Here is a 26,404-nt window from a genome sequence, read left to right on the forward strand (position 1 = left end):
GCGCCGCACCGAAGGCGGCGGGCGGGCCTGATCGCGCGTCGAGTGTGTCCGTGCAGAATTAAGCCGCCCTTAATCGTCCGCGACGAGGGTCGGCGTGCGGCGATACGCCACGTCTTCCTGCCTAGAGGCAAACGTATGCGGTCAAGTGCGCCTTCGGCATTTTCACCACGGGCGGCGCGCTTTGTTTGCCGGCAGGCCGGCTTACTGTATATTCGTACAGCTTGTCTGCAACAAGGAGTTTGCCGATGATTTCCCGCAACGATTCGCTCGAAGCCGCCGCGCTCGAACGTTTCATGCGCGCGACGCGCGCGGTGAACGCCGCGTTCGACGCCACGCGAGGCGAGCCGCAGTTCGAGCACGGCGTGCGGTCGGTGGCTCGTTCGCAGCAGCGCCTGGACGACGCATTGCGCGAACTCGAAACGTCCGAGCGCTCGCTCGACGCCATCCTCTCGCGCAGCGCGCGCCAGGACCATTAGGGGCAACAGGGGCATAAATCGATGGAGCGAAACGACTTGAAACTCGCATTCCTGACGATGGCTTTCGTGCTGGGTTCGTCGCCGGTAGTGGCGGCGCCGCATTACACGGAAGTCTGGAATCCGCCCGAAGTTCACGTAGTGAAGGGCAAGAGCAAGGCGCATGGCGCATCGCGCACGGCCGGAAAGAAGAAGCGCAAGAGTGCATCGGCGGTCAAGCAGGTGGCCGACAAGGCTTCCATCGATCAGCCGGTCGCCGCGCCGCCGCGCAAGGGCGGCTCGCCGAAGCAGGCGGAGCCCGTCATTCCACGCAAGATCGACCCGAACGGACAGGTCATGCGCGTGTGACGTATTGCTGGACGAACGAAAAAGGGGCGCTCCATCGGGGCGCCCCTTTTTGTTTGAACCGGCGGCGGGGCGCTTATAGGCGTCCCATCAGCAACAGAACGATCACCACGACGAGCACGACGCCGAGAATCCCGCTCGGTCCGTAACCCCAGCTACGGCTGTGCGGCCACGACGGAATGGCGCCGATCAACAGCAGGATGAGCACAATCAACAGGATGGTTCCGATCGTCATTTGACTTCTCCTTATAAAAGACCGCGCGACCATCCGGCTCGACGTGGCCTCCCAGGCAGCCGCACGTCGGAAGCGAGGCGGGATGCCGCCAGGCCGTCCGGTGTTGCGATCGACAAGGAGCGTTGAGCAGCATCCGTGCCATCGGCGTGAAAGCCTGATGAAGCAAGGCCCGGCGCGTCACTGGCGACGCTTGCGCGGACCGCGCCGGTTGTCAAAAGGAAAGAGTTGGTCCGGCGCCTTGAAAGAATTGCACTGCGTCGATTCAGAACAGATTGCGGAAAATCCAGAACAGCAGGCCGGCCAGCGCGATCGATACCGGCAGCGTCAGCACCCAGGCGAGCGCGAGGCTGCGCACCGTGCGCCATTGCAGCCCGGAGCCGTTCGCGGCCATCGTGCCGGCGACGCCCGACGACAACACGTGCGTCGTGCTGACGGGCAGGCCGTAGGCATCGGCGGCGCCGATGGTGATCATCGCCACCAGTTCCGCCGACGCGCCTTGCCCATACGTGAGGTGCGTCTTGCCGATGCGCTCGCCGACCGTTACCACGATGCGCTTCCAGCCGACCATCGTGCCCAGGCCGAGCGCAACGGCCACGGCGACTTTCACCCACGTCGGAATGAACTTCGTCGCGTGATCGAGCTGATGCTTGTAGTTATCGAGCACGGCGCGGTCGTTCGGCGCGAAGGCGGGGGCGTTCTGCTTTTCCATCACACGCAACGCTTCGGACGCGATGTACATCTCGTTGCGCACGTTGCGGACATTGCCTTCCGGCACGGCCGCGATCGTCTCGCTCGGGCGGATCTGCGCGTCGATGGAATCGATCAGCGCTTTCAGCGAGGCGACGCTGTCAGGGGCGAGCGTCTTCGTCTGCACGTAGCGCTCGACGCGCGCACGCGCATCGGCGCCGGGAGAGGCATTGCCGCTATAACGCTGCAGCGCCTCGGATGCGCTATGGCTGACCGCGAGAAACGTCTGCGTCTCGCCCGACGTGACGGCCTTGTTCAGCGCGTAGGCGGTCGGCACGGTGCCGATCAGGATGAGCATGATGAGCCCCATCCCCTTCTGGCCGTCGTTGGAGCCGTGCGCGAACGAAACGCCGGTGCACGTCAGGATCAGCAGGCAGCGAATCCAGAACGGCGGCGGCGTGTTGTTCTTCGGTTCCTTGTAGAGCGCCGGCACGCGCACGACGAGCTTCAACACGTAGAGCAGGAAACCGGCGAGCACGAAGCCGATGAGCGGCGAAAAGAGCAGCGACTTGCCGACCGAGGCCGCCTGGCTCGAGTCGACGCCCGACGTGCCGTTGGTCCCGTGCAGCATCTGATTCATCAGGCCGACGCCGATCACCGAGCCGATCAGCGTATGAGAACTGGACGACGGCAAGCCGAGCGCCCACGTGCCGAGGTTCCAGACGATCGCCGCGATGAGCAGCGCAAAGACCATCGCGAAGCCCTGCGAGCTGCCGACGCCGATGATCAGTTCGACCGGCAGCAGTTGCAGGATGCCGAATGCGACCGCGCCGCTCGAAACCAGCACGCCGATGAAGTTCCACGCGCCGGACCAGACGACCGCGAGGTTGGGCGTCAGCGAGTGCGTGTAAATGACGGTCGCGACGGCGTTCGCCGTATCGTGGAAGCCGTTGACGAACTCGAATCCGAGCGCGATGAGCAGCGCGATGCCGAGCAGAATGTACGGGAACGCGGACGATTCGCGCACGGGCGCCAGATCTTCGAGCAAATGCATGATGCAGTACACCGCGCCCGCTCCGATGGCGAGCAGAAACACGAGGAAAGCGAGTCGCTGCCCCGGCGTGCGGCTTGTCCGGGTGTTGGGAAAGACAATCTGGTTCATGGCGCGTCCTTGAGCCTGAGGCATTGCGGAAAAGGCCATGTTTGCCGGCGCGCGTGTCGGTTTCGTGAACGCGTAAGCCTTTGTTATCTCGTATGAATCGATGTCGTCAGCGCGCCGATATAATCGGCCGCACTTCCAGCGACCCGTGACGTGACGATCGATGACCAAGACGACCCCGCCCGCGCCTCGCGATCCGCTCGAATTCGGCGGCTCCGTCTGGCTGAAAAGCGGCGACGAGACGCTCGGCGGCGCGTCGCGCATCGCGCTCTTGGCCGCCATTCGCGATACCGGATCGATCACTGCGGCGGCGAAGGCGGTCGGCATGAGCTACAAGGCGGCGTGGGACGCCATCGATACGATGAACAACCTGGCCGGCGAGCCGCTCGTGGCTAGCGCGACCGGCGGGCGCGGCGGCGGCGGAACGCGGCTCACCGCATCGGCGTTGCGGATCATCGACACGTACTTCGCCGTCGAGCGCGAGCATCGCAAGTTTCTCAGGCGAGTGGGCGAAGCCATCGAAGGCTTCGAGGACGATTGGCGACTTATCGGGAGACTGGGATTGAGAACGAGTGCACGCAATCAGCTGGCGGGGAAGGTCACGAGGATCACGCGAGGCGCGGTCAACGACGAAATCGCGCTCGGCTTGCCGGGCGGGCAGACGATCGTCGCCGTCGTCACGCATGAAAGCACCGAGGCGCTCGGCCTCGCAGAAGGCGGCGATGCGTTCGCGCTCATCAAGGCGTCGTGGGTCATGCTGATGGAAGACGCGCCGGCGAAGCTGTCGGCGCGCAATCAGTTGCGCGGAACCGTTGCAAGCGTGACGCGCGGCGCGGTGAACGCCGAAGTGACGCTTTCGCTCGACGATGCGACGACCGTCACGGCCATCATCACCAACGAGAGCGCCGATACGCTCGGACTCGCGCCGGGCCAGAAAGCGGTGGCGGTGGTGAAGGCGTCGAGCGTGATCATCGGCGTGAACGACTGAGCGTGTTACGTCAGATTGCTGCCGATGGGTCGAACGTCGGTCCGTCGATCCGGCTTGTGATAACTCTTCGACTTCCACAGCGCCCGCACGTAGGGGTACGGGTGGCCCGACAAGCCGAGCGCGATTTCGGTGATCCAGTGCTGCGTCGGCACCGGCACGCCATGCAGCGCCACGACGACGACGGCGAGGCTCGCCGCTACCGGCATCGGCGAGAGCTTACCCGGCTCCGCCCGCCATGCAATGCACACGAACGCGAGCGACACCGCCGCGCCGAGCACGCAGCCGCTCACCACTTCCGACACCGAATGCGCGTTGACCACGACACGCGATCCGCCGACGACCACGCCCAGCACCAGGCCGAACAGGACGCCGGTTCCCCGGATGGAGCCGCGCGCGGGCAATAGCGCGACGAACATCGCCACGGGCAGGACGGACGTCGCCATGTAGGCGTGCCCGCTGATGCCGGTGAAGTCCATGAGCCGGATGCCGATTCCCCATCCGATGAACGCGATCTTGCTCAGCGCGACGAGACTGCTCCCGATGCCGAAGAGCGCGATCCATTCGACGGTGTACTTCCATCGATAGCCGAGCGCGAGCCACGCTGCGGCCGCTAGCGCGACGGGGAGCATCACGCCCGTGCCGCCGAGCGCGGTGATGCTCATCCATACGGAGAAGGGCAAGTCGAGGTTCATGGTGGCGTCGTGGTACAGGCGTTGCTGCACTGCGGCACAGCGGACACTGAATGGATGCGGAAGGCGAAAGTATACCGGTTCGGAAGAAGCCGAATTTTCAAGCGAGAAGCGGCGGTTTTCTGCGTCTAACTGCTGTCTAATGCGCGATTCATCGGCTAAACGCCTTTAACTTCGCTCAAGCAGTATTGCCCGGGCAAAGCCGGCCCGCTGAATTAATGTTATTGTGCAATGCAACACGACGCGCGCCATATCGTCGCGTGTCTATTCGAAACAAGTTTGTGGGGAGCCCAGCCGAATGTCGAAAAGCCTTACCAAAGTCTGGTTGCGCGGCTTGAGACGCCTGGTCGCTGGCCAAGTGGAACTGACGCATGTGCCGAAGCCGCGTACGTCGGCCAAGCCGGTGCGTGCCAAAACCGTCAAATCGAAGCTCAAGTCCGCTGCGGCAACGAAAGCCGCAGTGTCGCCGCGTCCGTCGGCGCGCCCGGAAATGCGCGAGTCGCGGGTGCGGCCGCGCGCGTCCGCGTGGGCGCGAGGCAAGTGGGATCGCTCGTATCATTCGGCGCCGCCGACAGCCGGGCGTTTCATCAACCACCTGTCATACGGACTGTACGTGCCGCCGAAGGCCGCACTCGGCCGGATGCCGCTCGTCGTGATGCTGCACGGCTGCAAGCAGACCGCCGACGAATTTGCCCAAGGCACGCGCATGAACCTGCTCGCCGACAAGTACGGCTTCGCGGTGCTGTATCCCGAGCAGTCGAAGCACGAGCATCCACATCGCTGCTGGCACTGGTACGACGATTCAAGCGGCGCGGGCGGCGGCGAAGCGGCGTCGATCGTATCGCTCATCAAGGCGGTGATCGCGAAACATGAATTCGACGCCGAGCGCGTATATCTGGCCGGCATGTCGGCCGGGGCGGGGCTTTCTGCGATGCTCGCGGTGCGTTACCCGCATCTGTTCGCTGCGGTCGGGCTGCATTCGGGCGTCGTTTTCGGCGAAGCGACGTCCGCCATCGGCGCGATGGACGTCATGCGGCGCGGCAGCCGCACGGACCCGGTCGCCCTGATCGATGCTGCCGTCGATGTGCGGACCTATCCGGGCATGCCCGCCGTCATCGTCCACGGCGAACTGGATTCGGTCGTGACGTCGGCCAATGCGGATCAGCTCACGCAGCAGTTCTTGCGGCTGAACGGTTTCATCGACGCCTCCGGCAATCGCCGCGCCGGCGATGTCCGCGAGGAAACGCTGGATGACGGCGTCGTGCGCGACTACGTCAAGAACGGACGGCGCGTCGTGAAAACGTCGATCGTGCGCGGGCTCGGCCATTCGTGGGCCGGCGGAGACGATACCGTGGCGTTCCATTCATCCAAAGGGCGCGATTCGGCAGCGCTGATGTGGGAGTTCTTCAAGCATCAGCGCCGTTCGAGCGAAGAGACGCGAGCCGCATTCGTCGCGTGAGCGGCGGCGGATTGTTTCAAGTGTTGGAAAATGGTCTTTAGTATCAGGGTTCTAGCGGGAAAGACTGGCGTCGAATCAGGGATTACCCTATAATCGCTTTCATAGGTAGTTACCCCAGTATTCCAGCGAGGCCAATCATGTTCCTGCTTTCCCGCATCTTCCTTTTTCTGACCAAATCCGCTGAACAGCGTGACCGTGAGCGCGACGACGAGTACCTCGCCGAAGCCACCGATATTTGCGACCTCGAATATCGCATGAAGAAGCTGGATCAGCGCGCGGCGGCACGTCATCCGTCGTGGATGTCGAACTGAGCTTGATCGCCGCGTACTTCGCGGTAGACACAAAAATGCCGGCTGATAGAGCCGGCATTTTTATTTGCGCGTACGAAAAGCGTTAAGCGCCCGACGTGTCCGATGCGTTCGGCAAATCCGGCGTATCGGGCGATTGGACGCCGAAGCAACCGCGGTACGTCGCGTAGAACGAGCAGTAGAGCGCCGTCGTCACCAGGATCGATGCCGGCATCAGCACCGCGAACGCCATCTCCCGCCCTGCGCCGATCGCCTGCATGAACGCGGTCAGTCCGAACGACACCGCCAGCGCAACCGCGATCCACAGCACGCCGTACAGAACGAACGCGCCGCGATTGCGCCAGCACGAAACCAGGCTGAAAAACAGCGCCTTCGCCGTCGTGACCTCGTGCCACGCGACGAGAACCGGCGCGAACCAGAAGAGCATCGCGATCGGCAGGTAACACGCCATCGCGACGAGCACGGCCAGCGGATTGAAGCTCGCCGCCACGGTCTCCGGATCGCCGGAAGGGCCGTTGCCCATCATCAGGTTGAGCAGTGTGCCGCCGTCGACGAGCGCGGAGACGCCGAAGATCACGCCCATCGCGACGATATACAGCGCACCGAGCACCAGCAGCCGGCGCGCCACCGCGTTGCCGTAGGAGCGGAAACCATCGACGAGAATGGTCGGCCAGACCGGCTTTCCCGCGATGGTGTTCCGACAGGCCGCCATGAACCCGACCGCGATACCCGGAATGAACAGCAGCGGCAGCAACGGGCCGATGAGCGGCACGCGCGAAATCAGCGTCATCACGAACAAGTAGGCGAAAAACAGCGTGAGGAACGCGAACGGGTTGCGGCGGAACAGCCAGATGCCCTGGCGGAACCACACGTAGCCGGTCTTGGCGGGAACTTCGATCAGTCGCATGGGTGAGTTGCCGGGTTACCGTTAAGCGGAAGAAGAAGCGGCACCGATGCGCTCGCGCAGGATGCGTTCGAAGTGGCCGGGATCGTGCGCCTTGAGCATCTCTGCCTCGCGCGGACGATGGAAGTCGTACAGCCGCGAGACCCAGAAGCGCATTGCGCCGGCGCGCAGCATGTCGTTCCAGTGGCGGTCTTCGGCCGGCGTGAACGGACGCACCGTTTGATAGGCGCGCAGCAAGGCATCGACGCGCGCGGGATCGAGTTCGCCGGTCTGCAGGTCGATACACCAGTCGTTTACGGTGACGGCGACATCGAAGAGCCATTTGTCGACGCCTGCGAAGTAGAAATCGAAGAACCCGCCGAGCCGCGCGTGCTCCCGGCCGTGCGCGAACAAAACGTTGTCGCGGAACAAGTCGCAATGGCACGGGCCTTCGGGCAGCGCGGCGTAATCGGACGAGCCGAAGAACGCGGCCTGATGCGCGAGTTCGGCCTGGATGAGTTCGCGCTGGCTGTCGCTCAGGAAATCGACGATGGCCGGCACGTTCTCCTGCCACCACGACAGACTGCGCAGGTTCGGCTGATGCCGCGCGAAGTCGCGCCCCGCGAGGTGCATGCGCGCGAGCATCTGTCCGACTTCGATGCAGTGCGCAGGCGTCGGCGCAAGCTCCGGCGCGCCTTCGAGCTTCGTGACGATGGCCGCCGGCTTGTCTTTCAGCATCCCGAAGAGCGAACCATCGCGGCGCGGCATCGGGTCGGGCACCGGCACGCGATGCGACGCGAGATGCCGCATCAGGTCGAGATAGAACGGAAGCTGGCTGGCGGTGAGCTTTTCGAAGATCGTCAGCACGTACTCGCCGTGCGTTGTCGTGAGAAAGAAATTACTGTTCTCGATGCCCGACTGGATGCCGCGAAATTCGACGACATCGCCGAGATCGTAGTGTTGCAGCCAGTCGCCGAGTTCGGCGTCAGTGACGGGGGTGAATACGGCCATGCAGGAAACGTCGGTCTGGTGAATGGCCCGCGCGGGCCGAAAGAGGAAGCCCGCTGCTGAAGAGCGGGCTCGAAGCGATCTTGCTTGAGTCAATAGCGCAGATTGACGGACGGCAGGCGCGTGCTCGCCTTGCCGTTGTCGCGCACTTGCGGCGACGTGTCCGCAGGCGAGCTCATCTGGTAACGCGTGCCGAAGTTCGAATGCACGTTGATCTCGACGGGCTTGCCCTTGTCGCGGTACTCGGTGATTTCCGTCCCGTTGGAACTCAGTTCATGGAAGCTCGGCTTGCGCGGCGGCGAAATTTCCACCTTCGAACTGACGTTGGCGGGCGGGCGGTTGATGGCCTTGAGATTCGGAAGGCCCGCGGCTTCCTCCGGCGACATCGTTTGTTGCGTGGCCGGTTGTGCTGCCGGTTCGACAGCGTTGGGCGCCGATTGCGCGAAAACGCCAACGCTTGCGGCGGCGAGGACTGCCGCGGCGGCAGAAAGAAGGGGCTTCATGGGAGTTCTCCAGGCGATGGGCGGATTCTAGCAAACCCTACCGAAAGCGAAGCATTGCCTTATTCTGCGCTGCTTTTGCGGCTCGCGGCACCGTACCTCAAAAGATCGCGGCGGAGGCACCCACGCGATGAGGGGCTTCATGGTTCTCGCATTCTTCCGTGTTAATGTGATTTATCACGAGCGCACAAAGACACGCACAAGATCATGACAAACGACCGCACTCAAAGCACTCAGGGCACGCCCGCGAGCGACTTCCCGACCGAATCCTTCGACGATCCCACAGCCGCCGTCACGCGCCTTTCCGCGATCTACGAAGCGAACACGGCCTTCCTGCGCGATGCCTTCGCGCGATACCGGCGCAACGAGCAGTTCACGCATCGCGTGCGCGCGTGCTATCCGTTCGTGCGCGTGCGGACGGAGCTGAATTCGCAGATCGATTCGCGGCGCTCGTACGGCTTCGTCGCCGGCCCGGGCATCTTCGAGACGACGCTCACGCGCCCCGATCTTTTCGGCGATTACTATCGGGAGCAGTTGCGGCTTCTCGCGAAGAATCATCACGTGGGGATCGAAGTGGGCGTATCCGCGCAGCCCATTCCGATTCACTTTGCGTTTGCAGAGGGCATTCATCTCGAGGGCGATCTCGATCGTGATCGTCTGCTCGCGATGCGCAATGTCTTCGATACGCCCGATCTCGCGCTGCTCGATGACCGCATCGTCAACGGCACGTACGAACCGGCGGCGGGCGAGCCGCATCCGCTCGCGCTTTTCACGGCGGCGCGGGTGGATTTTTCGCTGCATCGCCTGCGCCATTACACGGCGACTTCGCCGACGCATTTCCAGAACTACGTGCTCTATACGAACTATCAGTTCTATATCGACGAGTTCGTGAAGCTCGGTCGCACGATGATGTCCCGCGCCGACGATGAGGAGACGCGGGCGTATCGCAGCGAGTATTCGTCGTTCGTCGAACCGGGCGATGTCGTCACGTACAACGCGAATCTGGATGCGCAACCGGAGGAAGGCGCCGCGCCGGCGCGCCTGCCGCAGATGCCCGCGTATCACCTGAAGCGCGCGGATGGCAGCGGCATCACGATGGTGAACATCGGCGTGGGGCCGTCGAACGCTAAGACGATCACGGATCACATCGCGGTGTTGCGTCCGCATGCGTGGATCATGCTCGGGCATTGCGCGGGGCTGCGCAATACGCAGCGTCTCGGCGACTACGTGCTCGCGCACGGCTATGTGCGCGAGGATCACGTGCTCGATGCGGACCTGCCGCTATGGGTGCCGATTCCCGCGCTCGCGGAAGTGCAGGTCGCGCTGGAGAAGGCGGTCGCGCAGGTCACGCAGCTCGAAGGTGTCGAGCTGAAGCGCGTGATGCGCACGGGCACGGTCGCGAGCGTCGACAATCGTAACTGGGAGTTGCGCGAGCATCGTGAGCCGGTGCAGCGGCTGTCGCAAAGCCGCGCGATTGCGCTCGACATGGAGAGCGCGACGATCGCCGCGAACGGATTCCGCTTCCGCGTGCCGTATGGGACGTTGTTATGCGTGTCCGATAAGCCGCTGCACGGCGAACTCAAGCTGCCGGGAATGGCGGATCAGTTTTATCGCGCGCAGGTGGATCAGCATTTGCAGATCGGCGTGAAGGCGATGGAGTTGCTGCGGATGAACGGCTTGTCGAAGCTGCATTCGCGCAAGTTGAGGAGCTTTGCGGAGGTGGCGTTTCAGTGAGGTGTCATCCGTAAGCGGGCGAGCTCACTTAGCGTTGACGTCGCCCGTCTGCGCAATCTTGATGAGGACGTCTTGCTCATACGCGTACCACGCCGCAAGGCACGGCTTGTCCGCGCACTTCTGTTGCCGGTGATTCCACTGCTTGCGGAGCCGCTCCGCAAGCGCTGCTTTGTTGACGACGGCGGCTTGGGCCTCCCGCACCAGATGGGCAAGAATCAAATCTGCGTTAGCCAGTTCTATATCGCGGCATATCAAGTATTCGGGAGTCGAACGAAAGCTCGCACAGTCGAAGCTCGTGCGATAGGTGCGCGCATTGGCATCTGGCAGCTGCCGCATTACCTCGTCCTCATAGCGCAGCTCTTCAGCGAACGAAACGCCGCGCGTCGCCGCTGCGTACTTCGATAGTTTGAATGCTTCGAAAAAGTTGACTACCGCTTGCATATCCTGACGGTTATAAGCGGCAGTTAACAGCTCGGCAATCGTCAGTTCGCCCTTTCGCATTTGCAGGAAGGTCCGCCAGTCGGGGTCGTTGATGATTCGATTGAATTCAGGCTCTTGCTGCATTACTTCCGCTGCAAATTGCTGTTGGGGATCAAGCTTTGACTCGGCAGTGGTTGCCTCGTACTGCGACTGCTCTGGGTCTGCAGTAACAGTCGCACCGGCAGGGCTACTCGGCGGATGTTCCTTATCAGGCGCGGGCGAATTGGCTGCACTAGCGGGCAAAGCGACGCGTTCACTGGCGTCGTTCAGCATGCCGTTCAACTGCGTGACGATCATCGCAGCCAGAGCCATCGCTCCCAGCAGAGCGCTCGCCCACAGCACGACCATGCGCCAACGAGAGAATCGGTCCGGTCTTTTCCGAGTTGAGAAAGCCCAGACCGTACACGCAATGGGAACGAATTTGAATCACGCGCGATCAGTGCGAGCACATTGCCACGGAGGCGGAAGGCTCAAATGTCGGAGCCTTCCGCACGAGCCATACGCATCACAAATAAAACATCCGATCCTCATCCGACTTGCCTTCAGCCGGCGGCTCGGCCGCTTCCTCGCGGTCTTCATAAAACCGCAGCACCGCATCGAGCACTTGGTCCGGCTCGTCGATGACCTGCATCAGATCCAGATCCTTCTCGCTGATGACACCGTTAGTGAGGAGCGTCTTCTTGAACCAGTCCAGCAGCCCTGCCCAGAATTCCGCGCCGACCAGTACGATCGGCACGTGGCGCGACTTCTTCGTCTGAATGAGCGTGAGCACTTCGGCCAGTTCATCGAGCGTGCCGAAACCGCCGGGCATCACCACGACCGCATCCGAATTCTTGACGAACGTGACCTTGCGCGTGAAGAAGTGACGAAAGCGCAGCGAAATGTCCTGCCACTGATTGCCCGACTGCTCGTGCGGCAATTCGATATTCAAACCGACCGACGGCGACTTGCCCGCGTGCGCGCCCTTGTTGGCCGCTTCCATGATGCCCGGGCCGCCGCCGGAGATGACCGCGAAGCCCGCATCCGAGAACTTTTGAGCAATTTCGATGGTGCGCTGATAGTACGGCGACTCAGGTTTCAGACGCGCCGAACCATAGATACTGATGGCAGGGCGGATCTCCGAGAGGTACTCGGTCGCCTCGATAAACTCTGCCATAATCGTGAACATCTGCCACGACGCGCGAGCCTTCTTGGCCGTCGCGCGCTCTTGATCTGCGAGCGATCGCAGACTCGGAATCACTTTTCTCTTGTTCATAATGCCTGAAGAACTCAGTCTTGAAGGTAAGACCCTGCTATTGGTCGACGGTTCTAGCTACTTGTACCGGGCTTACCATGCGATGCCTGACCTGCGTGGTCCCGACGGCGGTCCCACCGGCGCACTGTATGGAATGGTGAACATGCTGCGGCGCCTGCGGCGCGAAATCAATGCAGAGTATAGCGCGTGCGTCTTCGATGCAAAGGGCAAGACCTTCCGCGACGACTGGTACGCCGACTACAAAGCCAACCGTCCTTCCATGCCGGAAGACCTTTCGAAACAGATCGAGCCCATTCACGTCGCGGTGCGTGCGCTCGGCTGGCCGCTCGTGATGATCGAAGGCGTCGAAGCCGATGATGTCATCGGCACGCTCGCCGTTCAGGCCGAAAAACGCGGCATGAAAGTGATCGTGTCGACGGGCGACAAGGATCTGGCTCAGCTCGTGACGGATCATGTCGCCCTCATCAATACGATGACCAACGAAACGCTCGATCGCGCGGGCGTCGTGAACAAGTTCGGCGTGCCGCCGGAGCGCATCGTCGACTATTTGTCGCTCATCGGCGATACCGTTGACAACGTGCCCGGCGTCGAAAAATGCGGTCCGAAGACCGCGCTCAAATGGCTCACCGCATACGATACGCTCGATGGCATCGTCGCACACGCAAGCGAGATCAAAGGTGCGGTAGGAGACAATCTGCGCAAGGCGCTCGACTTCCTGCCGATGGCCCGGAAGCTCGTCACCGTGCACACGGAATGCGACCTCGCTTCGCAGATCGCGTCGATCGAAGAGACGCTGCCGAGCCGCCCCGAAGCACGCGACGAACTGCGCGATGTCTTTCTCCGTCACGGCTTCAAGACGTGGCTGCGAGAGATCGAAATCGCGGATGCCGTCGAAGGTCCGACCGACACGCCGCCCGCGGAAGTCACCGAGATCGTTCACCACTACGAGACCGTGCAGACGTGGGAACAGTTCGATGCCTGGCTCGCGCGCATCGATGGCGCTGAGATCACGTCGTTCGATACCGAGACCACGTCGCTCGATCCGATGGTCGCGCAGATCGTCGGCATCTCGGTGTCGGTCGAAGCGGGGCATGCCGCGTACATTCCGCTCGCGCATCGCGGGCCGGATGCGCCCGTGCAACTGCCGCGCGATGAAGTGCTCGCGAAGCTCAAGCCCTGGCTCGAGGACGCATCGAAGAAGAAGGTCGGGCAGCATCTGAAGTACGACGAACAAGTGCTTGCCAGCTACGGCATCGACTTGCGCGGCGTCGAACACGACACGCTGCTGCAGTCGTACGTGCTGGAGTCGCATCGTCCGCACGACATGGACAATCTCGCGCTGCGGCATCTGGGCGTGAAGACCATCAAGTACGAGGACGTCGCGGGCAAGGGCGCATCGCAGATCGGCTTCGACGAAGTGCCGCTCGACAAGGCCGCCGAATACGCCGCCGAAGACGCGGATGTCACCTTGCGTCTGCATCAGGCGCTTTATCCTCAGGTCGCGGAGGAAGAAGGCTTGTTGCGCGTGTACCGCGACATCGAGATGCCGACATCGCGCGTGCTGCGCAAGATCGAACGCAATGGCGTGCTGATCGATCGCGAGAAGCTCGACGCGCAGAGCAATGAAATCGCGAAGCGTCTCATCGACTTGCAGACGCAGGCGTACGAGCTCGCGGGCGACGAATTCAACCTCGGATCGCCGAAGCAGATCGGGCAGGTCTTCTTCGAGAAGCTGGAATTGCCCGTTGTGAAGAAGACGCCGAGCGGCGCGCCTTCCACTGACGAAGAAGTGCTGCAAAAGCTCGCCGAAGATTATCCGTTGCCGAAGGTCCTGCTCGAGCATCGCGCGCTGTCCAAGCTCAAATCCACCTACACGGACAAGCTGCCGCGCATGGTCAATGCATCGACGGGGCGCGTGCATACGAATTATGCGCAGGCCGTCGCGGTGACGGGACGGCTGTCGTCGAACGAACCTAACCTGCAGAACATCCCGGTGCGCACGGGCGAAGGACGGCGCATTCGCGAGGCGTTCATCGCGCCGCCGGGCTGCAAGATCGTCTCCGCCGATTACTCGCAGATCGAGTTGCGCATCATGGCGCATATCTCCGGCGATGAATCGCTGATGCGCGCGTTCAGGCAAGGCGAGGACGTGCATCGCGCGACCGCGTCGGAAGTGTTCAGCGTGACGCCGCTCGAAGTCGACAACGACCAGCGTCGCATCGCGAAGGTCATCAATTTTGGGCTGATCTACGGCATGAGCTCGTTCGGTCTCTCGTCGAACCTGGGTATCACGCGCGATGCAGCCAAGCTCTATATCGACCGCTATTTCGCGCGTTATCCGGGCGTCGCCGCTTACATGGACACGACACGCACCACCGCGAAGATGAACGGCTTCGTCGAGACGGTATTCGGACGCCGTCTGTGGCTGCCCGAAATCAACGGCGGCAGCGGCCCGCGCCGTCAGGCGGCTGAGCGCGCGGCCATCAATGCGCCGATGCAGGGCACGGCCGCCGACCTCATCAAGATGTCGATGATCGCGGTGCAGGACTGGATCGAAAGCACGGGCATGGGCACGAAGATGATCATGCAGGTCCACGATGAACTGGTGCTCGAAGTGCCGGAAGAAGAACTGCCGGACGTGCGCAAGCGTCTGCCCGAACTCATGTGCGGCGTCGCGGAACTGAAGGTGCCGCTCGTCGCGGAAGTGGGCGTCGGCAACAACTGGGAAGAGGCGCATTGATGTTTCGGCGCGGCGCGTATGTCCGGCATGCGACGGCGGCGCTTGTCCATGCGCTGCGTGCTCACGCACAATGAAAACTGGCGCGGGAACGCACTCGAATTCAAAGCCATAGGGAGAGCTCCATGCATCGCTTCATCATCGTCGGCGGCGGAGCCGGCGGTCTCGAACTCGCGACGCGTCTCGGCGACCGCTTCGGTTCGAGCAACGCCAGGCCGGACACCAGGGCGCCGCGCGCGCAGATCACGCTCGTCGACCGTAATCCGACGCATATCTGGAAACCGCTGCTGCACGAAGTCGCGGCAGGCAGCATGGACCCGTTCACGCAGGAACTCGAATATGCGGCGCAGGCGCTGTGGCACGGCTTCGAGTTTCAGCAGGGCGAGCTCGTCGGGCTGGATCGCGCGCAGAAGCGCATCAGGATCGGCGCGCTGCGCGACGACGAAGCAGGCGAACTGCTGCCCGAGCGGGAGCTCGAGTACGACACGCTCGTGCTCGCCATCGGCAGCACCACGCATTTTTTCGGCGTCGACGGTGCGCAGCAGTTTTCAATCGCGCTCGATACCGTCGGCCAGGCCGAACTCTTTCGCAAGCGGCTGATCGCGGCCTGCATGCGGGCCGAGCACGTCGCGCCCGAGCCGGTCGCGGCGGGCATCGGGGAAATGGCGCCGATGCCTGCCGTCGAAGCCGCGCCGCGCATTCAGGTGGCGATCGTCGGCGCGGGCGCGACGGGCGTCGAATTGTCGGCGGAACTGCGCAACACCGCGCAAGTGCTGGCCGCTTACGGGCTGCACAAGCTCGATCCAAAGAACGATATCGGCATCGTGCTGATCGAAGCGGGGCCGCGCATCCTGCCGGCGCTGAAGGAGAGCGTGTCGAGCGCGACGGCCGAACTGCTCACCAAGCTCGGCGTCCGGCTGATGACGGGCGAAACCGTCGCGCAAGTCACGCGCGATTCGATCCGCACGGCGAGCGGCAAGATCATTCGCGCGGACCTGACCGTGTGGGCGGCGGGCATCAAGGCGCCTGCGGTGCTGTCACAACTCGATGGCTTGCCGACCAATCGCCTCGGCCAGTTGATCGTGCGTCGCACGCTGCAAACGGAAATCGACGACAACGTCTTCGCCCTGGGCGATTGCGCCGCGTGTCCTTGGCCCGGCACGGAACGCAACGTGCCGCCGCGTGCGCAGGCGGCGCATCAGCAAGCGAGCTTTTTGTTTGCGGCGTTCGAGCGGCGCATGCAGGGCAAGCCGCTGCCGGAATATACCTATCGCGATTTCGGCTCGCTCGTATCGCTCGGGCGGTATAGCGCGGTCGGCAATCTGATGGGCGGACTGATCGGCGGCAACATGCTGATCGAAGGACTCTTCGCGCGCTTCATGTATATGTCGCTGTACCGGCTGCATATCGCGGCGCTGCACGGCTACGCGCGCATGATGCTCGATACCGTCGCGCACTGGCTGCGCCGGTCCACCGCGCCCCGCGTCAAGCTGCACTGACGGCGCAGCGGCACGGCAAAGCTGTTTAGAATGAGCGGCGCGCTTATATCCGGCGCGCCCGGGCGTGCGGCATTCGCCCGTGACAGTCGTCCAGCGCCGCGCTGCATGATGCTCAACGAGAAGCGCGGTTTCCGGTTCAGCGCCATCGACGGTACTCGGCCCCATGCAGCCGACGCCCGCATCGGCGGCGCCTTGGCGGCTCTTGCCGCAGGAGCTTCGCATGCTGACTCCCGAAGTCGACAGCCTTATCCCGCACGTTCCGTTCGATCGCCGCGGCTTCCTCAAGGCCGCGCTGGGCACCGGCTTCGCCGCCGCCGTCCTGCCGGTCTCCGCGCAAACCATCCATACCGATAGCGACGGTCTCGAGGCCGGCTCCATCGGCGTGCGCGGCGCGGACGGCACGCTGGTGCCGGCGTATCGCGCGCAGCCGAAGGGCAAGACGCATCTGCCGGTCATCATCGTGATTCACGAGATCTTCGGCGTGCACGAGCATATCGCCGATGTCTGCCGCCGCTTCGCCAAGCTCGGCTATCTGGCCATCGCGCCGCAATTGTTCACGCGCCAGGGCGACGCCGCGTCCATGCCGTCGATTCAGCAAATCAACGATCAGATCGTCTCGAAGCTGCCGGACTCGCAAGTGCTCTCCGACATCGACCAGATGGTCAAATGGGCGGGCGAGCACGGCGGCGATACGAAACGCCTGGGCATCACCGGCTTCTGCTGGGGCGGGCGCATCACGTGGCTCTACGCCGAGCACAATCCGAACGTGAAGGCGGCGGTCGCGTGGTACGGGCGGCTCGTCGGCAGCAAGACGGCGACGACGCCGAGCAATCCGGTCGACAATGCGGGGAATTTGCAGGTGCCGGTGCTCGGCCTGTACGGGCGGCAGGACCAGAGCATTCCGCAGGACAGCATCGAACAGATGAAGCAGGCCATCGCCAGCGCGCCGCCAAAAGGGCGCGGCTCACAGTTCGTCGTGTATGACGATGCCCCGCACGCGTTTTTCGCCGACTATCGTCCGAGCTACCGCAAGGCCGACGCCGAGGACGGCTGGAAGCGCGCGCTCGCGTGGTTCCGCGAGCACGGCGTCTGAATACGGCTCAAGGGTTCGCGCCCGTGGCGACGGGGCGGCCCGGATCGGCGCTCCATTCGCTCCACGAACCGGGGTAGAGCGCCGCGCCGTGCAGGCCGGCCACTTCCATCGCCAGCGCGTTGTGGCACGCGGTGACGCCGGAGCCGCACTGCAGAACGACGCGATCCACCGGCGTCGCGCCGATCAGCGACGCGAACGCTTCACGCAACTCGTGCGCGGTCTTGAAGCGCCCTTCCGGCGTCAGATTGTTTTTGAAGAAGTGATTCAGCGCGCCGGGAATGTGCCCGCCGACGGGGTCGATCGTCTCGTTCTCGCCGCGATACCGGTCTGCGGCGCGCGCATCGATCAGCAGATGATCGCGCGTGCCGATGCTGCGCTCGATCGCTTGCGCATCGATGGTTACCTGGAGCGGCGCGGCGGCCTTGAAGCTGCCTGGCGATGTCGGCGGCACGGCGGTGTCGAGCGACTTGCCGGCGGCTTCCCATGCCTGCAGGCCGCCATCGACGAGCGCGACGGAATCGTGCCCGAGCCAGCGCAGCAGCCACCACAGACGCGCCGCGTACATGCCGCCTTGCGCGTCATAAGCGATGACCTGCTGGCCTTCGTTCAGCCCGAAACTCGCGAGCTTCGCGACGAGCGCCGCGCGCTCCGGCAACGGATGACGGCCGTTCGTGCCGGTCTTCGCGCCGGACAGATCGCGGTCGAGATGCAAATAGTGCGCGCCCGGAATGTGGCCTGCGGCGTAGGCGGCTTCTCCGGCTTCGGGCGCGGCCAGATCGAACCGGCAATCGAAGACGACGACGCTGCCGGGCGCCGTATCGAGCCGTTCGGCGAGATTCGTCGCGGAGATGAGCGTGGTGTAGTGAGTGTGCGGCATGACGGCTCCTCGAGCAGCTTGCAATGCGGGCAGAGCCGATAGTCTAAAAGAAAAAACGGGCCCGAAAGCCCGTCTCTTCGAATTGCCAGTGCGCGCTCAGATGGCGCCGAGCTGATGCCGCAGGAACTCGTGGAAATGCTGCATGCCGGATTCCATCGGACTCTGATACGGCCCGACCTGGTTCTCGCCGCGCGACATCAGCGCCCGACGGCCGGCATCCATGCGCTCGGCGATTTCATCGTCTTCGCGCGCGGTTTCCATGTACGCCGCACGTTCCGCCTCGATGAACTCGCGCTCGAACAGCGCGATTTCCTCGGGGTAGTAGAACTCGACGATGTTCGTCGTCTTTTGCGTGCCGCGCGGAATGAGCCACGACACGACGAGCACGTGCGGATACCACTCGATCATCAGGCCGGGGTAGTACACCATCCAGATGGCGCCGAACTCCGGCGGCGCGCCGTTGCGAAAGCGCAGGACTTCGTCGTGCCACTTCCGATAGGTCGGGCTGCCGGGCTTTTCCAGATTCTTGTGGACGCCCACCGTCTGCACGCTGTACCAGTCGCCGAATTCCCATTCCAGGTTGTCGCACGACACGAAGCTGCCCAGCCCCGGATGGAACGGCGCGACGTGGTAATCCTCCAGATAGACCTCGATGAAAGTCTTCCAGTTGTAATTGCACTCGTGCACTTCGACGTGATCGAACATGAAGCCCGAGAAGTCGAAGTGGCGCGCGGTGCCGAGCTTCGCGAGATCGGCCGCGACGTTGCGGCCCTCTGCCTCGAAGAGCAGGCCTTGCCAGTTCTGCAGCGGCGTCGCGCCGAGATTGAGGCAGGGCTTGTCCGCGAAGTGCGGCGCACCGAGCAACTGCCCGTTGAGATCGTAGGTCCAGCGGTGCAGCGGGCAGACGATGTTGTCCGCGGTGCCGCGGCCGTTGAGCATGATGGCCTGGCGATGGCGGCACACGTTCGACAGCAGTTCGATTTGCTGCTGATTGCGCACGAGCACGCGCCCTTCGCCCTCGCCCGGAAGCGCGAAATAGTTCCCCGCTTCGGGAACCATGAGTTCGTGCCCGACGTAGCGTGGACCCTGCTTGAAAAGTGTGTCGAGTTCGCGCGTAAGAAGCGCTTCGTCAAAGTAAGCCGTGACTGGCAGTTGGCTATGAACAGCCTTCAACTGCAATGCATTGCTCAGATTGGACATTCCCACTCCCGTTAAGACGTGAAAGCAGTGAACAACCCAACCATCGAAGATTCGATTTAGGGAGCCCGCGATTATACCGAAATCCGCCACGCCGGGGCGCATAAGGTCTTGATTTGGGTATAAATTGTCACGAGAGTTCCGCTAAGCGCGTGTTTATCGCGCCGGTGCGGGTGCGCCGTTTCATGCGGTTTTCGGGCAGATGGCGACAAGCCGGCTCGCGCGGTCCCTCGTCTGCCATACGTACCGGGTGCGGGTCGAAAATTTGGCTTTTGCCGTAGAATGTGCGACTTGGTTCCAATTTTCAACTGCACATCCACGATTCATGGCGAAGACCGCAGTCCAGGCAACAGGCGAAGAAACCGGCGGCAACGCGCCGGGCGCGGACGCCGCGTCGCTTCCGGAAAATTACGAAGCCGCGCTGGCCGAGCTCGAATCGCTCGTGGCGCGCATGGAAGAGGGCGCGCTGAGCCTCGAGGATTCGCTTGCGGCGTACCGTCGCGGCGCGACGCTTGTGGGCTTTTGCCAACAGCAGCTCGAAAAAGTGGAGCAGCAGGTTCGCGTGCTCGATGGCGAGACGCTCAAGCCGCTGCCCGCCGACGTACAGCGCGCGAGTCAGGGCGCAACTCAGGGCGCAACTCAGGGCGCGGGCGCAGCCACCGACAACGGGGACGACCTATGACCTTCGAACAATGGATGCGCGCCACGCTCGACCGCGTCGAAACCGCGCTCGAGCATTACCTTCCCGGAACGGACATCGCTCCGGCGCGGCTCCATGAAGCCATGCGCTACGCCGTGCTCGGCGGCGGCAAGCGCGTGCGCCCGCTGCTCGTTCACGCAGCCGGCGAACTGACCGGCGCGAGCGCGCAGGCGGTCGAGGCCGCGAGCGCCGCGCTCGAAATGATCCACGTCTATTCGCTGGTGCACGACGACATGCCCGCCATGGACGACGACGCCCTGCGCCGCGGCAAGCCCACGGTACACATCCAGTATGACGAAGCGACGGCGCTGCTCGTCGGCGATGCGCTGCAGTCGCAGGCGTTCGTCGCGCTGACGGCCGAAGGCAACGGTCTCTCCGATAGCCAGCAGGCCGCGCTCGTGCGCGAACTGGCGGTTGCGAGCGGCTCGGTCGGCATGGCGGGCGGGCAGGCGATCGACCTCGAAAGCGTCGGCCGCAAGCTGTCGCGGCCCGAACTCGAGACGATGCATCGCAAGAAGACGGGCGCGCTGTTGCGCGCCTCGGTGCGCATGGGCGCGCTGGCGGGCGGGCCGCCGGGCGCCGAAGCACTCGCGGCGCTCGATCAGTACGCCGCCGCGGTCGGCCTCGCGTTCCAGGTCGTCGACGACATTCTCGACGTCACCGCGGACTCCGCCACGCTCGGCAAGACGGCGGGCAAGGACGCCCAGCACGACAAACCGACTTACGTGTCCATCATCGGACTGGACGCATCCCGCGAACTCGCTGCGCAACTCGGCCGCGACGCGCACGCCGCCATCCGGCCGTTCGGCGCACGCGGCCAGCGGCTTGCTGAACTTGCTGACCTGGTTGTGAACCGGGTGCATTGAATGTTGAATGCGTGACGAACCCCACGGCGCAACAATCGCGCTGAACGAATCACGCCAGTTTTCCTACAATGGGACGACGATGTACGACTTGCTGAAATCCATCGACGATCCGGCCGACCTCCGCGCCCTCGATCGACGCCAACTGCAGCCGCTTGCCGACGAACTGCGGGCCTACGTGCTCGACAGCGTGTCGCAGACGGGCGGCCATCTGTCGTCCAACCTGGGCACGGTCGAGCTGACGATCGCGCTGCACTATGTCTTCGATACGCCGAACGACCGTATCGTGTGGGACGTCGGCCATCAGACGTATCCGCACAAGATTCTGACCGGCCGCCGCGACCAGATGCCCGGCCTGCGCCAGTTGGGCGGCATCTCCGGCTTCCCGCGCCGCGCCGAGTCCGCTTACGACACCTTCGGGACGGCGCACTCGAGTACGTCGATTTCGGCGGCGCTCGGCATGGCGGTCGCGAACAAGCTGCAGGGCGACAACCGCTATTCGATCGCCGTGATCGGCGACGGCGCAATGACGGCCGGCATGGCGTTCGAGGCGATGAACAACGCGGGCGTCGCCGACGACCTGCCGCTGCTCGTCATCCTGAACGACAACGACATGTCGATCTCCCCGCCGGTCGGTGCGCTGAATCGCCATCTCGCCCGCCTGATGTCGGGCCGTTTCTACGCCGCCGCGCGCGCGGGCGTCGAGCGCGTGCTGCGCGCCGCCCCGCCGGTGCTGGATCTTGCGCGCAAGCTCGAGGAGCACGCGAAGGGCATGATCGTGCCGGCGACGCTGTTCGAAGAGTTCGGCTTCAACTACATCGGACCTATCGACGGTCACGATCTCGACTCGCTCGTCCCGACGCTGCAGAACATCAAGGAGCTGCGCGGCCCGCAATTCCTGCACGTCGTCACGAAGAAGGGCCAGGGCTACAAGCTCGCCGAAGCCGATCCGGTGCTCTATCACGGTCCCGGCAAGTTCAACCCGGCCGAGGGCATCAAGCCGTCTACCGCGCCGTCGAAGAAGACCTACACGCAGGTGTTCGGCGAATGGCTGTGCGACGCCGCCGCGCAAGACTCGCGCGTGGTCGGCATCACGCCCGCCATGCGCGAAGGCTCGGGCATGGCCGAATTCGAGAAGCGCTTCCCGGACCGGTACTTCGACGTCGGCATCGCCGAGCAGCACGCGGTCACGTTCGCGGGTGGTCTCGCGGCGGACGGCATGAAGCCCGTCGTCGCCATTTATTCGACCTTCCTCCAGCGCGCATACGACCAGTTGATTCACGACGTCGCGCTGCAGAACCTGCCGGTGGTTTTCGCAATCGACCGCGCGGGTCTCGTCGGCGCGGACGGCGCAACGCACGCGGGAAACTACGACCTCGCGTTCCTGCGCTGCATTCCGAACATGACGGTGATGGCCGCATCCGATGAGAACGAATGCCGCCAGATGCTGTACACCGCGCTGCAGCAATCGAATCCGACTGCCGTGCGCTATCCGCGCGGCGCGGGCACGGGCGTGGCCACGGTCAAGCAGATGACCGCGCTTCCCGTGGGCAAGGGCGAGATTCGCCGCGAATCGTCGCAGAAACTCGGCTCCGGCAAACGCATCGCGATTTGCGCATTCGGCACGATGGTCGCGCCGTCGCTCGCTGCCGCCGACGAACTCGACCTGACCGTCGCCAACATGCGTTTCGTGAAGCCGGTCGATGCCGATCTGCTGCGCGAACTCGCTGCGACGCACGACGCCATCGTGACCATCGAGGAAGGCTCGATCATGGGCGGCGCGGGCTCGGCGTGCGTCGAAGCGCTGCTGGCGAGCGGCATCGTCAAGCCGGTGCTGCAACTGGGCCTGCCGGATGTGTTCATCGATCACGGCGATCCCGCGAGGCTGCTCGCGAGCGTTGGCCTCGACGCGGCCGGTATCGCGCATTCGATCCGCGAGCGTTTCCTGAGCGCCGTCGAAAGCGCGGGCAAGCTGACCAAGCGCGTCGCCTGACGCGAATTCGGCTGACAGGCGGGCCCGGGGAAGCGGCGCGCCAGACGTAAGGTCAGCCATGCGGCGCGGGTTCTCCCCCGCGCCGTTTGCGTTTCATCGTTTATCGCCGCTCAACGCCCGGCCTTTCCGCGCGCGGCGCAAAGGACATAACAAATGAATCAGATGAATCCCGCCTTCATCATGCCCGATGTGCAAAGCACGCCGGATACGCGTCAAATCGATATCGCGCGCGTCGGCGTCAAGGGCGTGCGGCATCCGCTGTCGGTGCGCACGGCGAGCGGCGTGCAGCCGAGCGTCGGCGTTTGGAACCTCGATGTGCATCTGCCCGCCGATCAGAAGGGCACGCACATGTCGCGCTTCGTCGCGCTGCTCGAGGAGAATCGCGAGCCGCTCGATCAGGCCGCGCTGCAGACCATGCTCGCCGCGATGCTTACGAAGCTCGAAGCGCACTCCGGCCGTATCGAGGTGAGCGTGCCGTATTTCGTGATGAAGACCGCGCCGATATCGGGCGTGCAGAGCCTGCTCGATTACGAAGTGACTTTCGTCGCGGAGAAGCGCAACGGCGAAACGCGTCTGTCGCTGAAAGTGCTCGTGCCGGTGACGAGCCTGTGCCCGTGCTCGAAGAAGATCTCGCAGTACGGCGCGCACAATCAGCGATCGCATGTGACGATCACGGCCGAACTGGCCGGCGATGTCGCGGTAGAGGAACTCGTGCGCGTTGCGGAAGAAGAGGCGTCGTGCGAACTGTGGGGCCTGCTGAAGCGCCCCGACGAGAAGTTCGTGACCGAGCGCGCTTATGAGAATCCCAAGTTCGTGGAAGACCTCGTGCGCGATATCGCGGTGCGGCTGAATGCCGACGATCGCATCGTCGCGTATGTGCTGGAAGCGGAGAATTTCGAGTCGATTCACAATCACAGCGCGTATGCGGTCATCGAGCGGGACAAGCGCTAAGCGTTTGCGCTGACAGCTGAACGAAGAACCGGTCCGCGCGACCGGTTTTTTCATGCAAACGCCGGTTCCGCTGCCGAATGCGTTTCCCGCACCGAATCGATGACGAGCGACGCGAGCCGCTCGACCGGGGCCGATGCGCCCGCCGACGCCCGATGCAACGCGAGCGGAATCGACGGCAGCGGCGGCAAGCCGGATTCGACGTCGTCCAACGCGCGCACGGTCGACGGCAGCCCGTAACATGTCCGCACAGTGACGCCGAGCCCGGCTGCAGCCGCGGCCCACAGCCCCGCGAGGCTCGGGCTCGTGAATGCCACGCGCCATTTGATTCCCGCGCGATCGAGCGCTGCCGTCGCCGCGCTGTGAAAGACACACGGACGGTCGAAGGCGATGAGCGGTAGCGGCTCGCTTGCGTGCTGTTGAAAAGGCACCGACGACGAGCCGATCCAGCGCATGCGCGGCGCCGCGATCGGCTCGAATTCTTTTGCGCCCGCCATGCCCCACACGAGCGCGAGATCCAGCTGACCGGTATCGATCCGTTCCAGCAGTTCGGTGTTGCGCGCGACGCGCGCTTCGATCCGCACCTTCGGATGCGCCCGCGCGAAGCGGCCGAGCACGTCCGGCAGCACGGCTTCGCCGAAGTCCTCCTGAAGGCCGAGCCGAATCCATCCTTCGAGATCGACGCCGCGCACCGCCACCGCCGCTTCGTCGTTCAGCTCGACGAGGCGCCGCGCGTAGCCGAGCATCACCTCGCCCGCGTCGGTCAGCGCCAGCCCGCGCCCCGACTTGCGAAAGAGTTCGATGCCCGCCTGCTCCTCCAGCTTGCGAAGCTGCGCGCTGATCGCTGACGTCGACCGGCCCACGCGATCCGCCGCCTTCGCAAAACTGCCCAGCTGCATGCCGGCGACGAAGCTGCGAAGCACGGCAAGGTCGAACGTCGTTTGATTCATGATAACCATCCTGTTTTATCGAATGATTCGTCCAGAACTATTTGATTTTCAGGACGATCCTAAGCCGTCAAACTGGCCGCAGTCAACGATGACGAGGCATGGCATGGCAACGACTTTCGACTCAACCGCGCCTGCGGCTGGCGGCGCGCATCGCTGGAAGGTGCTCGGCGTCGGCGTGGCGGCGAACGCGAGCTTTTCCGCCGCCGTCGCCGGCATACCGACGACCGCCGTCTGGTTGCGCAGCGGCTATCACCTGAGCAACGGCGAGCTGGGGCTCGCGCTGGGGGCGCTGGGGCTGGGCGCGGCGGTATCGGAGTTGCCGTGGGGCCTGCTCACCGATCGATGGGGCGATCGCCGCGTCCTGCTGATCGGACTGATTGCGACCGCCGCCGCGCTCGCCGCGATGAGCGTGTTCGTCGCGCCTTCGACGAGCGCGGCAACACCGTCGCTCGCTTGGCTCGTGGTCGGCCTGTGCGCGCTGGGCCTGTTCGGCGGCAGCGTGAACGGCGCGAGCGGTCGCGCGGTGATGGCCTGGTTTGCGGAAGGCGAGCGCGGCCTCGCGATGAGCATCCGGCAGACCGCCGTGCCGCTCGGCGGCGGGATCGGCGCAGCGTTGCTGCCGTGGCTCGCGTCGTCGATCGGATTCTCCGCCGTATTCGGCGCGCTGGCCGCGATGTGCGCGGTTGCCGGCGCGTTCACATGGCGCTGGCTGCGCGAGCCGCCGCACGCGAAGCCGTCGCAGCCGAAACGCGCCGCGCCGCTCGGCGACGTGCTCGTGTGGCGCATGGTGCTCGGCATCGGCGTGCTGTGCGTGCCGCAATTCGCGGTGCTGACCTTCGCCGCTGTCTTTCTGCACGATGCCGGCCGCTTCGGCGTCACGTCGATCAGTGCGACGATGGGCGCGCTCCAGCTCGGCGCAATGGTCATGCGCGTGTGGAGCGGCCGTTACACGGACCGGCATGGGAATCGTCGCGGATATTTGCGCGTATCGACGTGGATCGCGGTCGCGTCGTTCGGGGCGCTCGCGGCGGCGACGGCATCCGGCGCAGCCCGCGCGCCCGTCGTGCTCGCGGCGATGATCGTCTTCGCGGGCGTTTCGATATCGGCATGGCATGGGGTTGCGTACACCGAGCTGGCGACGCTCGCGGGCACCGCGCGCGCCGGAACCGCGCTCGGGATGACGAACACCGCCGTGTACGTCGGCCTCTTCTTGACGCCGCTCGCGATTCCTCACGTGCTGGCCGCCGGCTCCTGGACGGCCGTGTGGCTCGCGGCGGGCGCTTGCGCGACGCTCGCGCTGCCATTGTTTCCGAGGCCCGCGCGACCTTAAACTGCCGACTCCGA

25 protein-coding genes are annotated in these 26,404 nt (G+C 64.1%); 14 read left to right on the forward strand and 11 right to left on the reverse strand.

Annotation, left to right across the window (positions count from 1 at the left end; all coding sequences use genetic code 11):
* The first annotated feature begins 245 nt into the window (after nucleotides 1-245).
* A complete protein-coding gene (locus P9255_RS04600) occupies nucleotides 246-476 on the forward strand; it encodes a hypothetical protein (RefSeq protein ID WP_309765741.1) in 231 nt (76 codons plus the stop codon).
* Between the two features lie 36 nt (nucleotides 477-512).
* Entirely contained in the window at nucleotides 513-821 is a 309-nt protein-coding gene (locus P9255_RS04605; protein WP_309765742.1) for a hypothetical protein, read from the forward strand.
* Between the two features lie 73 nt (nucleotides 822-894).
* Here P9255_RS04605 and P9255_RS04610 read toward each other — a convergent pair whose 3' ends face one another.
* Both P9255_RS04610 and P9255_RS04615 read right to left on the reverse strand, forming a co-directional pair.
* The gene (locus P9255_RS04610) at nucleotides 895-1,053 is read right to left on the reverse strand and encodes a DUF3309 family protein (RefSeq protein ID WP_035966072.1); all 159 of its coding nucleotides are present in this window, start codon (nucleotides 1,051-1,053) and stop codon (nucleotides 895-897) included.
* A gap of 262 nt (nucleotides 1,054-1,315) precedes the next feature.
* Entirely contained in the window at nucleotides 1,316-2,902 is a 1,587-nt protein-coding gene (locus P9255_RS04615) for an inorganic phosphate transporter (protein WP_309789197.1), read from the reverse strand.
* Between the two features lie 160 nt (nucleotides 2,903-3,062).
* Between P9255_RS04615 and P9255_RS04620 the strand changes: the two genes are divergently transcribed.
* Nucleotides 3,063-3,887 (forward strand): TOBE domain-containing protein, encoded by an 825-nt coding sequence (locus P9255_RS04620; RefSeq protein ID WP_309765744.1) that lies wholly within the window; start codon nucleotides 3,063-3,065, stop codon nucleotides 3,885-3,887.
* A gap of 5 nt (nucleotides 3,888-3,892) precedes the next feature.
* On the opposite strand, the gene P9255_RS04625 is transcribed toward P9255_RS04620, so the two are convergent.
* On the reverse strand, nucleotides 3,893-4,579 hold the full coding sequence (locus tag P9255_RS04625; RefSeq protein WP_309765745.1) for a phosphatase PAP2 family protein: 687 nt from the start codon (nucleotides 4,577-4,579) through the stop codon (nucleotides 3,893-3,895).
* 295 nt (nucleotides 4,580-4,874) lie between these two features.
* Here P9255_RS04625 and P9255_RS04630 point away from each other — a divergent pair, with 295 nt between their 5' ends.
* Both P9255_RS04630 and P9255_RS04635 read left to right on the forward strand, forming a co-directional pair.
* A complete protein-coding gene (locus P9255_RS04630; RefSeq protein ID WP_309765746.1) occupies nucleotides 4,875-6,035 on the forward strand; it encodes a PHB depolymerase family esterase in 1,161 nt (386 codons plus the stop codon).
* 137 nt (nucleotides 6,036-6,172) lie between these two features.
* Nucleotides 6,173-6,346: a DUF3563 family protein gene (locus tag P9255_RS04635; protein ID WP_309765747.1), complete on the forward strand. Its 174-nt coding sequence runs from the start codon at nucleotides 6,173-6,175 to the stop codon at nucleotides 6,344-6,346.
* 82 nt (nucleotides 6,347-6,428) lie between these two features.
* Here P9255_RS04635 and P9255_RS04640 read toward each other — a convergent pair whose 3' ends face one another.
* The 3 genes from P9255_RS04640 to P9255_RS04650 form a co-directional block, all read right to left on the reverse strand.
* Complete coding sequence (locus P9255_RS04640; protein ID WP_309765748.1) at nucleotides 6,429-7,250, reverse strand: BPSS1780 family membrane protein; 822 nt, start codon at nucleotides 7,248-7,250, stop codon at nucleotides 6,429-6,431.
* A 21-nt stretch (nucleotides 7,251-7,271) separates the two neighbouring features.
* The gene (locus P9255_RS04645) at nucleotides 7,272-8,237 is read right to left on the reverse strand and encodes a homoserine kinase (RefSeq protein WP_309765749.1); all 966 of its coding nucleotides are present in this window, start codon (nucleotides 8,235-8,237) and stop codon (nucleotides 7,272-7,274) included.
* 89 nt (nucleotides 8,238-8,326) lie between these two features.
* Nucleotides 8,327-8,737, reverse strand: a complete 411-nt coding sequence (locus P9255_RS04650) for a hypothetical protein (RefSeq protein ID WP_309765750.1) — start codon at nucleotides 8,735-8,737, stop codon at nucleotides 8,327-8,329.
* 204 nt (nucleotides 8,738-8,941) lie between these two features.
* Here P9255_RS04650 and P9255_RS04655 point away from each other — a divergent pair, with 204 nt between their 5' ends.
* Nucleotides 8,942-10,468 carry an AMP nucleosidase gene (locus tag P9255_RS04655; protein WP_309765751.1) on the forward strand — a complete coding sequence of 509 codons (1,527 nt, stop codon included), beginning with the start codon at nucleotides 8,942-8,944 and terminating at the stop codon, nucleotides 10,466-10,468.
* Between the two features lie 24 nt (nucleotides 10,469-10,492).
* Here P9255_RS04655 and P9255_RS04660 read toward each other — a convergent pair whose 3' ends face one another.
* Both P9255_RS04660 and P9255_RS04665 read right to left on the reverse strand, forming a co-directional pair.
* The gene (locus P9255_RS04660; RefSeq protein WP_309789198.1) at nucleotides 10,493-11,296 is read right to left on the reverse strand and encodes a hypothetical protein; all 804 of its coding nucleotides are present in this window, start codon (nucleotides 11,294-11,296) and stop codon (nucleotides 10,493-10,495) included.
* Nucleotides 11,297-11,453: 157 nt separating this feature from the next.
* Complete coding sequence (locus P9255_RS04665) at nucleotides 11,454-12,203, reverse strand: TIGR00730 family Rossman fold protein (protein ID WP_309765753.1); 750 nt, start codon at nucleotides 12,201-12,203, stop codon at nucleotides 11,454-11,456.
* Between the two features lies 1 nt (nucleotide 12,204).
* Between P9255_RS04665 and polA the strand changes: the two genes are divergently transcribed.
* The 3 genes from polA (at nucleotide 12,205) to P9255_RS04680 (ending at nucleotide 17,532) form a co-directional block, all read left to right on the forward strand.
* The gene (gene polA, locus P9255_RS04670) at nucleotides 12,205-14,943 is read left to right on the forward strand and encodes a DNA polymerase I (protein ID WP_309789347.1); all 2,739 of its coding nucleotides are present in this window, start codon (nucleotides 12,205-12,207) and stop codon (nucleotides 14,941-14,943) included.
* A 122-nt stretch (nucleotides 14,944-15,065) separates the two neighbouring features.
* Nucleotides 15,066-16,439, forward strand: coding sequence for an NAD(P)/FAD-dependent oxidoreductase (locus P9255_RS04675; RefSeq protein WP_309765754.1), 1,374 nt, complete (start codon nucleotides 15,066-15,068; stop codon nucleotides 16,437-16,439).
* Nucleotides 16,440-16,659: 220 nt separating this feature from the next.
* A complete protein-coding gene (locus P9255_RS04680) occupies nucleotides 16,660-17,532 on the forward strand; it encodes a dienelactone hydrolase family protein (RefSeq protein WP_309789199.1) in 873 nt (290 codons plus the stop codon).
* A gap of 7 nt (nucleotides 17,533-17,539) precedes the next feature.
* Here P9255_RS04680 and P9255_RS04685 read toward each other — a convergent pair whose 3' ends face one another.
* Nucleotides 17,540-18,409, reverse strand: a complete 870-nt coding sequence (locus P9255_RS04685) for a sulfurtransferase (RefSeq protein ID WP_309765756.1) — start codon at nucleotides 18,407-18,409, stop codon at nucleotides 17,540-17,542.
* A gap of 96 nt (nucleotides 18,410-18,505) precedes the next feature.
* Nucleotides 18,506-19,609 (reverse strand): aromatic ring-hydroxylating dioxygenase subunit alpha, encoded by a 1,104-nt coding sequence (locus P9255_RS04690; RefSeq protein ID WP_309765757.1) that lies wholly within the window; start codon nucleotides 19,607-19,609, stop codon nucleotides 18,506-18,508.
* Between the two features lie 322 nt (nucleotides 19,610-19,931).
* Between P9255_RS04690 and P9255_RS04695 the strand changes: the two genes are divergently transcribed.
* The 4 genes from P9255_RS04695 to folE2 all read left to right on the forward strand — a co-directional run bounded on the left by P9255_RS04695 (nucleotide 19,932) and on the right by folE2 (nucleotide 24,113).
* Nucleotides 19,932-20,288: an exodeoxyribonuclease VII small subunit gene (locus P9255_RS04695; RefSeq protein ID WP_309765758.1), complete on the forward strand. Its 357-nt coding sequence runs from the start codon at nucleotides 19,932-19,934 to the stop codon at nucleotides 20,286-20,288.
* The gene (locus P9255_RS04700) at nucleotides 20,285-21,172 is read left to right on the forward strand and encodes a farnesyl diphosphate synthase (protein ID WP_309765759.1); all 888 of its coding nucleotides are present in this window, start codon (nucleotides 20,285-20,287) and stop codon (nucleotides 21,170-21,172) included. Before P9255_RS04695 ends, P9255_RS04700 begins: the two co-directional genes overlap by 4 nt.
* Nucleotides 21,173-21,251: 79 nt before the next feature.
* On the forward strand, nucleotides 21,252-23,162 hold the full coding sequence (dxs, locus tag P9255_RS04705) for a 1-deoxy-D-xylulose-5-phosphate synthase (protein ID WP_309789348.1): 1,911 nt from the start codon (nucleotides 21,252-21,254) through the stop codon (nucleotides 23,160-23,162).
* 153 nt (nucleotides 23,163-23,315) lie between these two features.
* Nucleotides 23,316-24,113, forward strand: a complete 798-nt coding sequence (gene folE2 / locus P9255_RS04710; RefSeq protein ID WP_309789200.1) for a GTP cyclohydrolase FolE2 — start codon at nucleotides 23,316-23,318, stop codon at nucleotides 24,111-24,113.
* 50 nt (nucleotides 24,114-24,163) lie between these two features.
* Here the strand turns inward: folE2 and P9255_RS04715 are convergent, their stop codons facing one another.
* Nucleotides 24,164-25,060, reverse strand: a complete 897-nt coding sequence (locus tag P9255_RS04715; protein ID WP_309765761.1) for a LysR substrate-binding domain-containing protein — start codon at nucleotides 25,058-25,060, stop codon at nucleotides 24,164-24,166.
* A gap of 103 nt (nucleotides 25,061-25,163) precedes the next feature.
* Between P9255_RS04715 and P9255_RS04720 the strand changes: the two genes are divergently transcribed.
* A complete protein-coding gene (locus tag P9255_RS04720) occupies nucleotides 25,164-26,390 on the forward strand; it encodes an MFS transporter (RefSeq protein ID WP_309765762.1) in 1,227 nt (408 codons plus the stop codon).
* The last annotated feature ends 14 nt before the right edge of the window (nucleotides 26,391-26,404 follow it).

The sequence above is a fragment of the Caballeronia sp. LZ019 genome, assembly GCF_031450825.1.
GTDB lineage: Bacteria > Pseudomonadota > Gammaproteobacteria > Burkholderiales > Burkholderiaceae > Caballeronia.

Bases quoted from the DNA above. Each gene is read 5' to 3' on its own strand.
- P9255_RS04685 (WP_309765756.1), bottom strand. From the start codon at position 18,409: ATGCCGCACACTCACTACACCACGCTCATCTCCGCGACGAATCTCGCC.
- P9255_RS04655 (WP_309765751.1), top strand. From the start codon at position 8,942: ATGACAAACGACCGCACTCAAAGCACTCAGGGCACGCCCGCGAGCGAC.
- P9255_RS04665 (WP_309765753.1), bottom strand. From the start codon at position 12,203: ATGAACAAGAGAAAAGTGATTCCGAGTCTGCGATCGCTCGCAGATCAA.
- folE2 (WP_309789200.1), top strand. From the start codon at position 23,316: ATGAATCAGATGAATCCCGCCTTCATCATGCCCGATGTGCAAAGCACG.
- P9255_RS04630 (WP_309765746.1), top strand. From the start codon at position 4,875: ATGTCGAAAAGCCTTACCAAAGTCTGGTTGCGCGGCTTGAGACGCCTG.
- P9255_RS04620 (WP_309765744.1), top strand. From the start codon at position 3,063: ATGACCAAGACGACCCCGCCCGCGCCTCGCGATCCGCTCGAATTCGGC.
- P9255_RS04675 (WP_309765754.1), top strand. From the start codon at position 15,066: ATGCATCGCTTCATCATCGTCGGCGGCGGAGCCGGCGGTCTCGAACTC.
- P9255_RS04640 (WP_309765748.1), bottom strand. From the start codon at position 7,250: ATGCGACTGATCGAAGTTCCCGCCAAGACCGGCTACGTGTGGTTCCGC.
- P9255_RS04645 (WP_309765749.1), bottom strand. From the start codon at position 8,237: ATGGCCGTATTCACCCCCGTCACTGACGCCGAACTCGGCGACTGGCTG.
- P9255_RS04715 (WP_309765761.1), bottom strand. From the start codon at position 25,060: ATGAATCAAACGACGTTCGACCTTGCCGTGCTTCGCAGCTTCGTCGCC.
- dxs (WP_309789348.1), top strand. From the start codon at position 21,252: ATGTACGACTTGCTGAAATCCATCGACGATCCGGCCGACCTCCGCGCC.
- P9255_RS04660 (WP_309789198.1), bottom strand. From the start codon at position 11,296: ATGGTCGTGCTGTGGGCGAGCGCTCTGCTGGGAGCGATGGCTCTGGCT.
- P9255_RS04695 (WP_309765758.1), top strand. From the start codon at position 19,932: ATGGCGAAGACCGCAGTCCAGGCAACAGGCGAAGAAACCGGCGGCAAC.
- P9255_RS04600 (WP_309765741.1), top strand. From the start codon at position 246: ATGATTTCCCGCAACGATTCGCTCGAAGCCGCCGCGCTCGAACGTTTC.
- P9255_RS04680 (WP_309789199.1), top strand. From the start codon at position 16,660: ATGCTGACTCCCGAAGTCGACAGCCTTATCCCGCACGTTCCGTTCGAT.
- P9255_RS04700 (WP_309765759.1), top strand. From the start codon at position 20,285: ATGACCTTCGAACAATGGATGCGCGCCACGCTCGACCGCGTCGAAACC.
- P9255_RS04690 (WP_309765757.1), bottom strand. From the start codon at position 19,609: ATGTCCAATCTGAGCAATGCATTGCAGTTGAAGGCTGTTCATAGCCAA.
- P9255_RS04650 (WP_309765750.1), bottom strand. From the start codon at position 8,737: ATGAAGCCCCTTCTTTCTGCCGCCGCGGCAGTCCTCGCCGCCGCAAGC.
- P9255_RS04720 (WP_309765762.1), top strand. From the start codon at position 25,164: ATGGCAACGACTTTCGACTCAACCGCGCCTGCGGCTGGCGGCGCGCAT.
- P9255_RS04625 (WP_309765745.1), bottom strand. From the start codon at position 4,579: ATGAACCTCGACTTGCCCTTCTCCGTATGGATGAGCATCACCGCGCTC.
- polA (WP_309789347.1), top strand. From the start codon at position 12,205: ATGCCTGAAGAACTCAGTCTTGAAGGTAAGACCCTGCTATTGGTCGAC.
- P9255_RS04615 (WP_309789197.1), bottom strand. From the start codon at position 2,902: ATGAACCAGATTGTCTTTCCCAACACCCGGACAAGCCGCACGCCGGGG.
- P9255_RS04610 (WP_035966072.1), bottom strand. From the start codon at position 1,053: ATGACGATCGGAACCATCCTGTTGATTGTGCTCATCCTGCTGTTGATC.
- P9255_RS04635 (WP_309765747.1), top strand. From the start codon at position 6,173: ATGTTCCTGCTTTCCCGCATCTTCCTTTTTCTGACCAAATCCGCTGAA.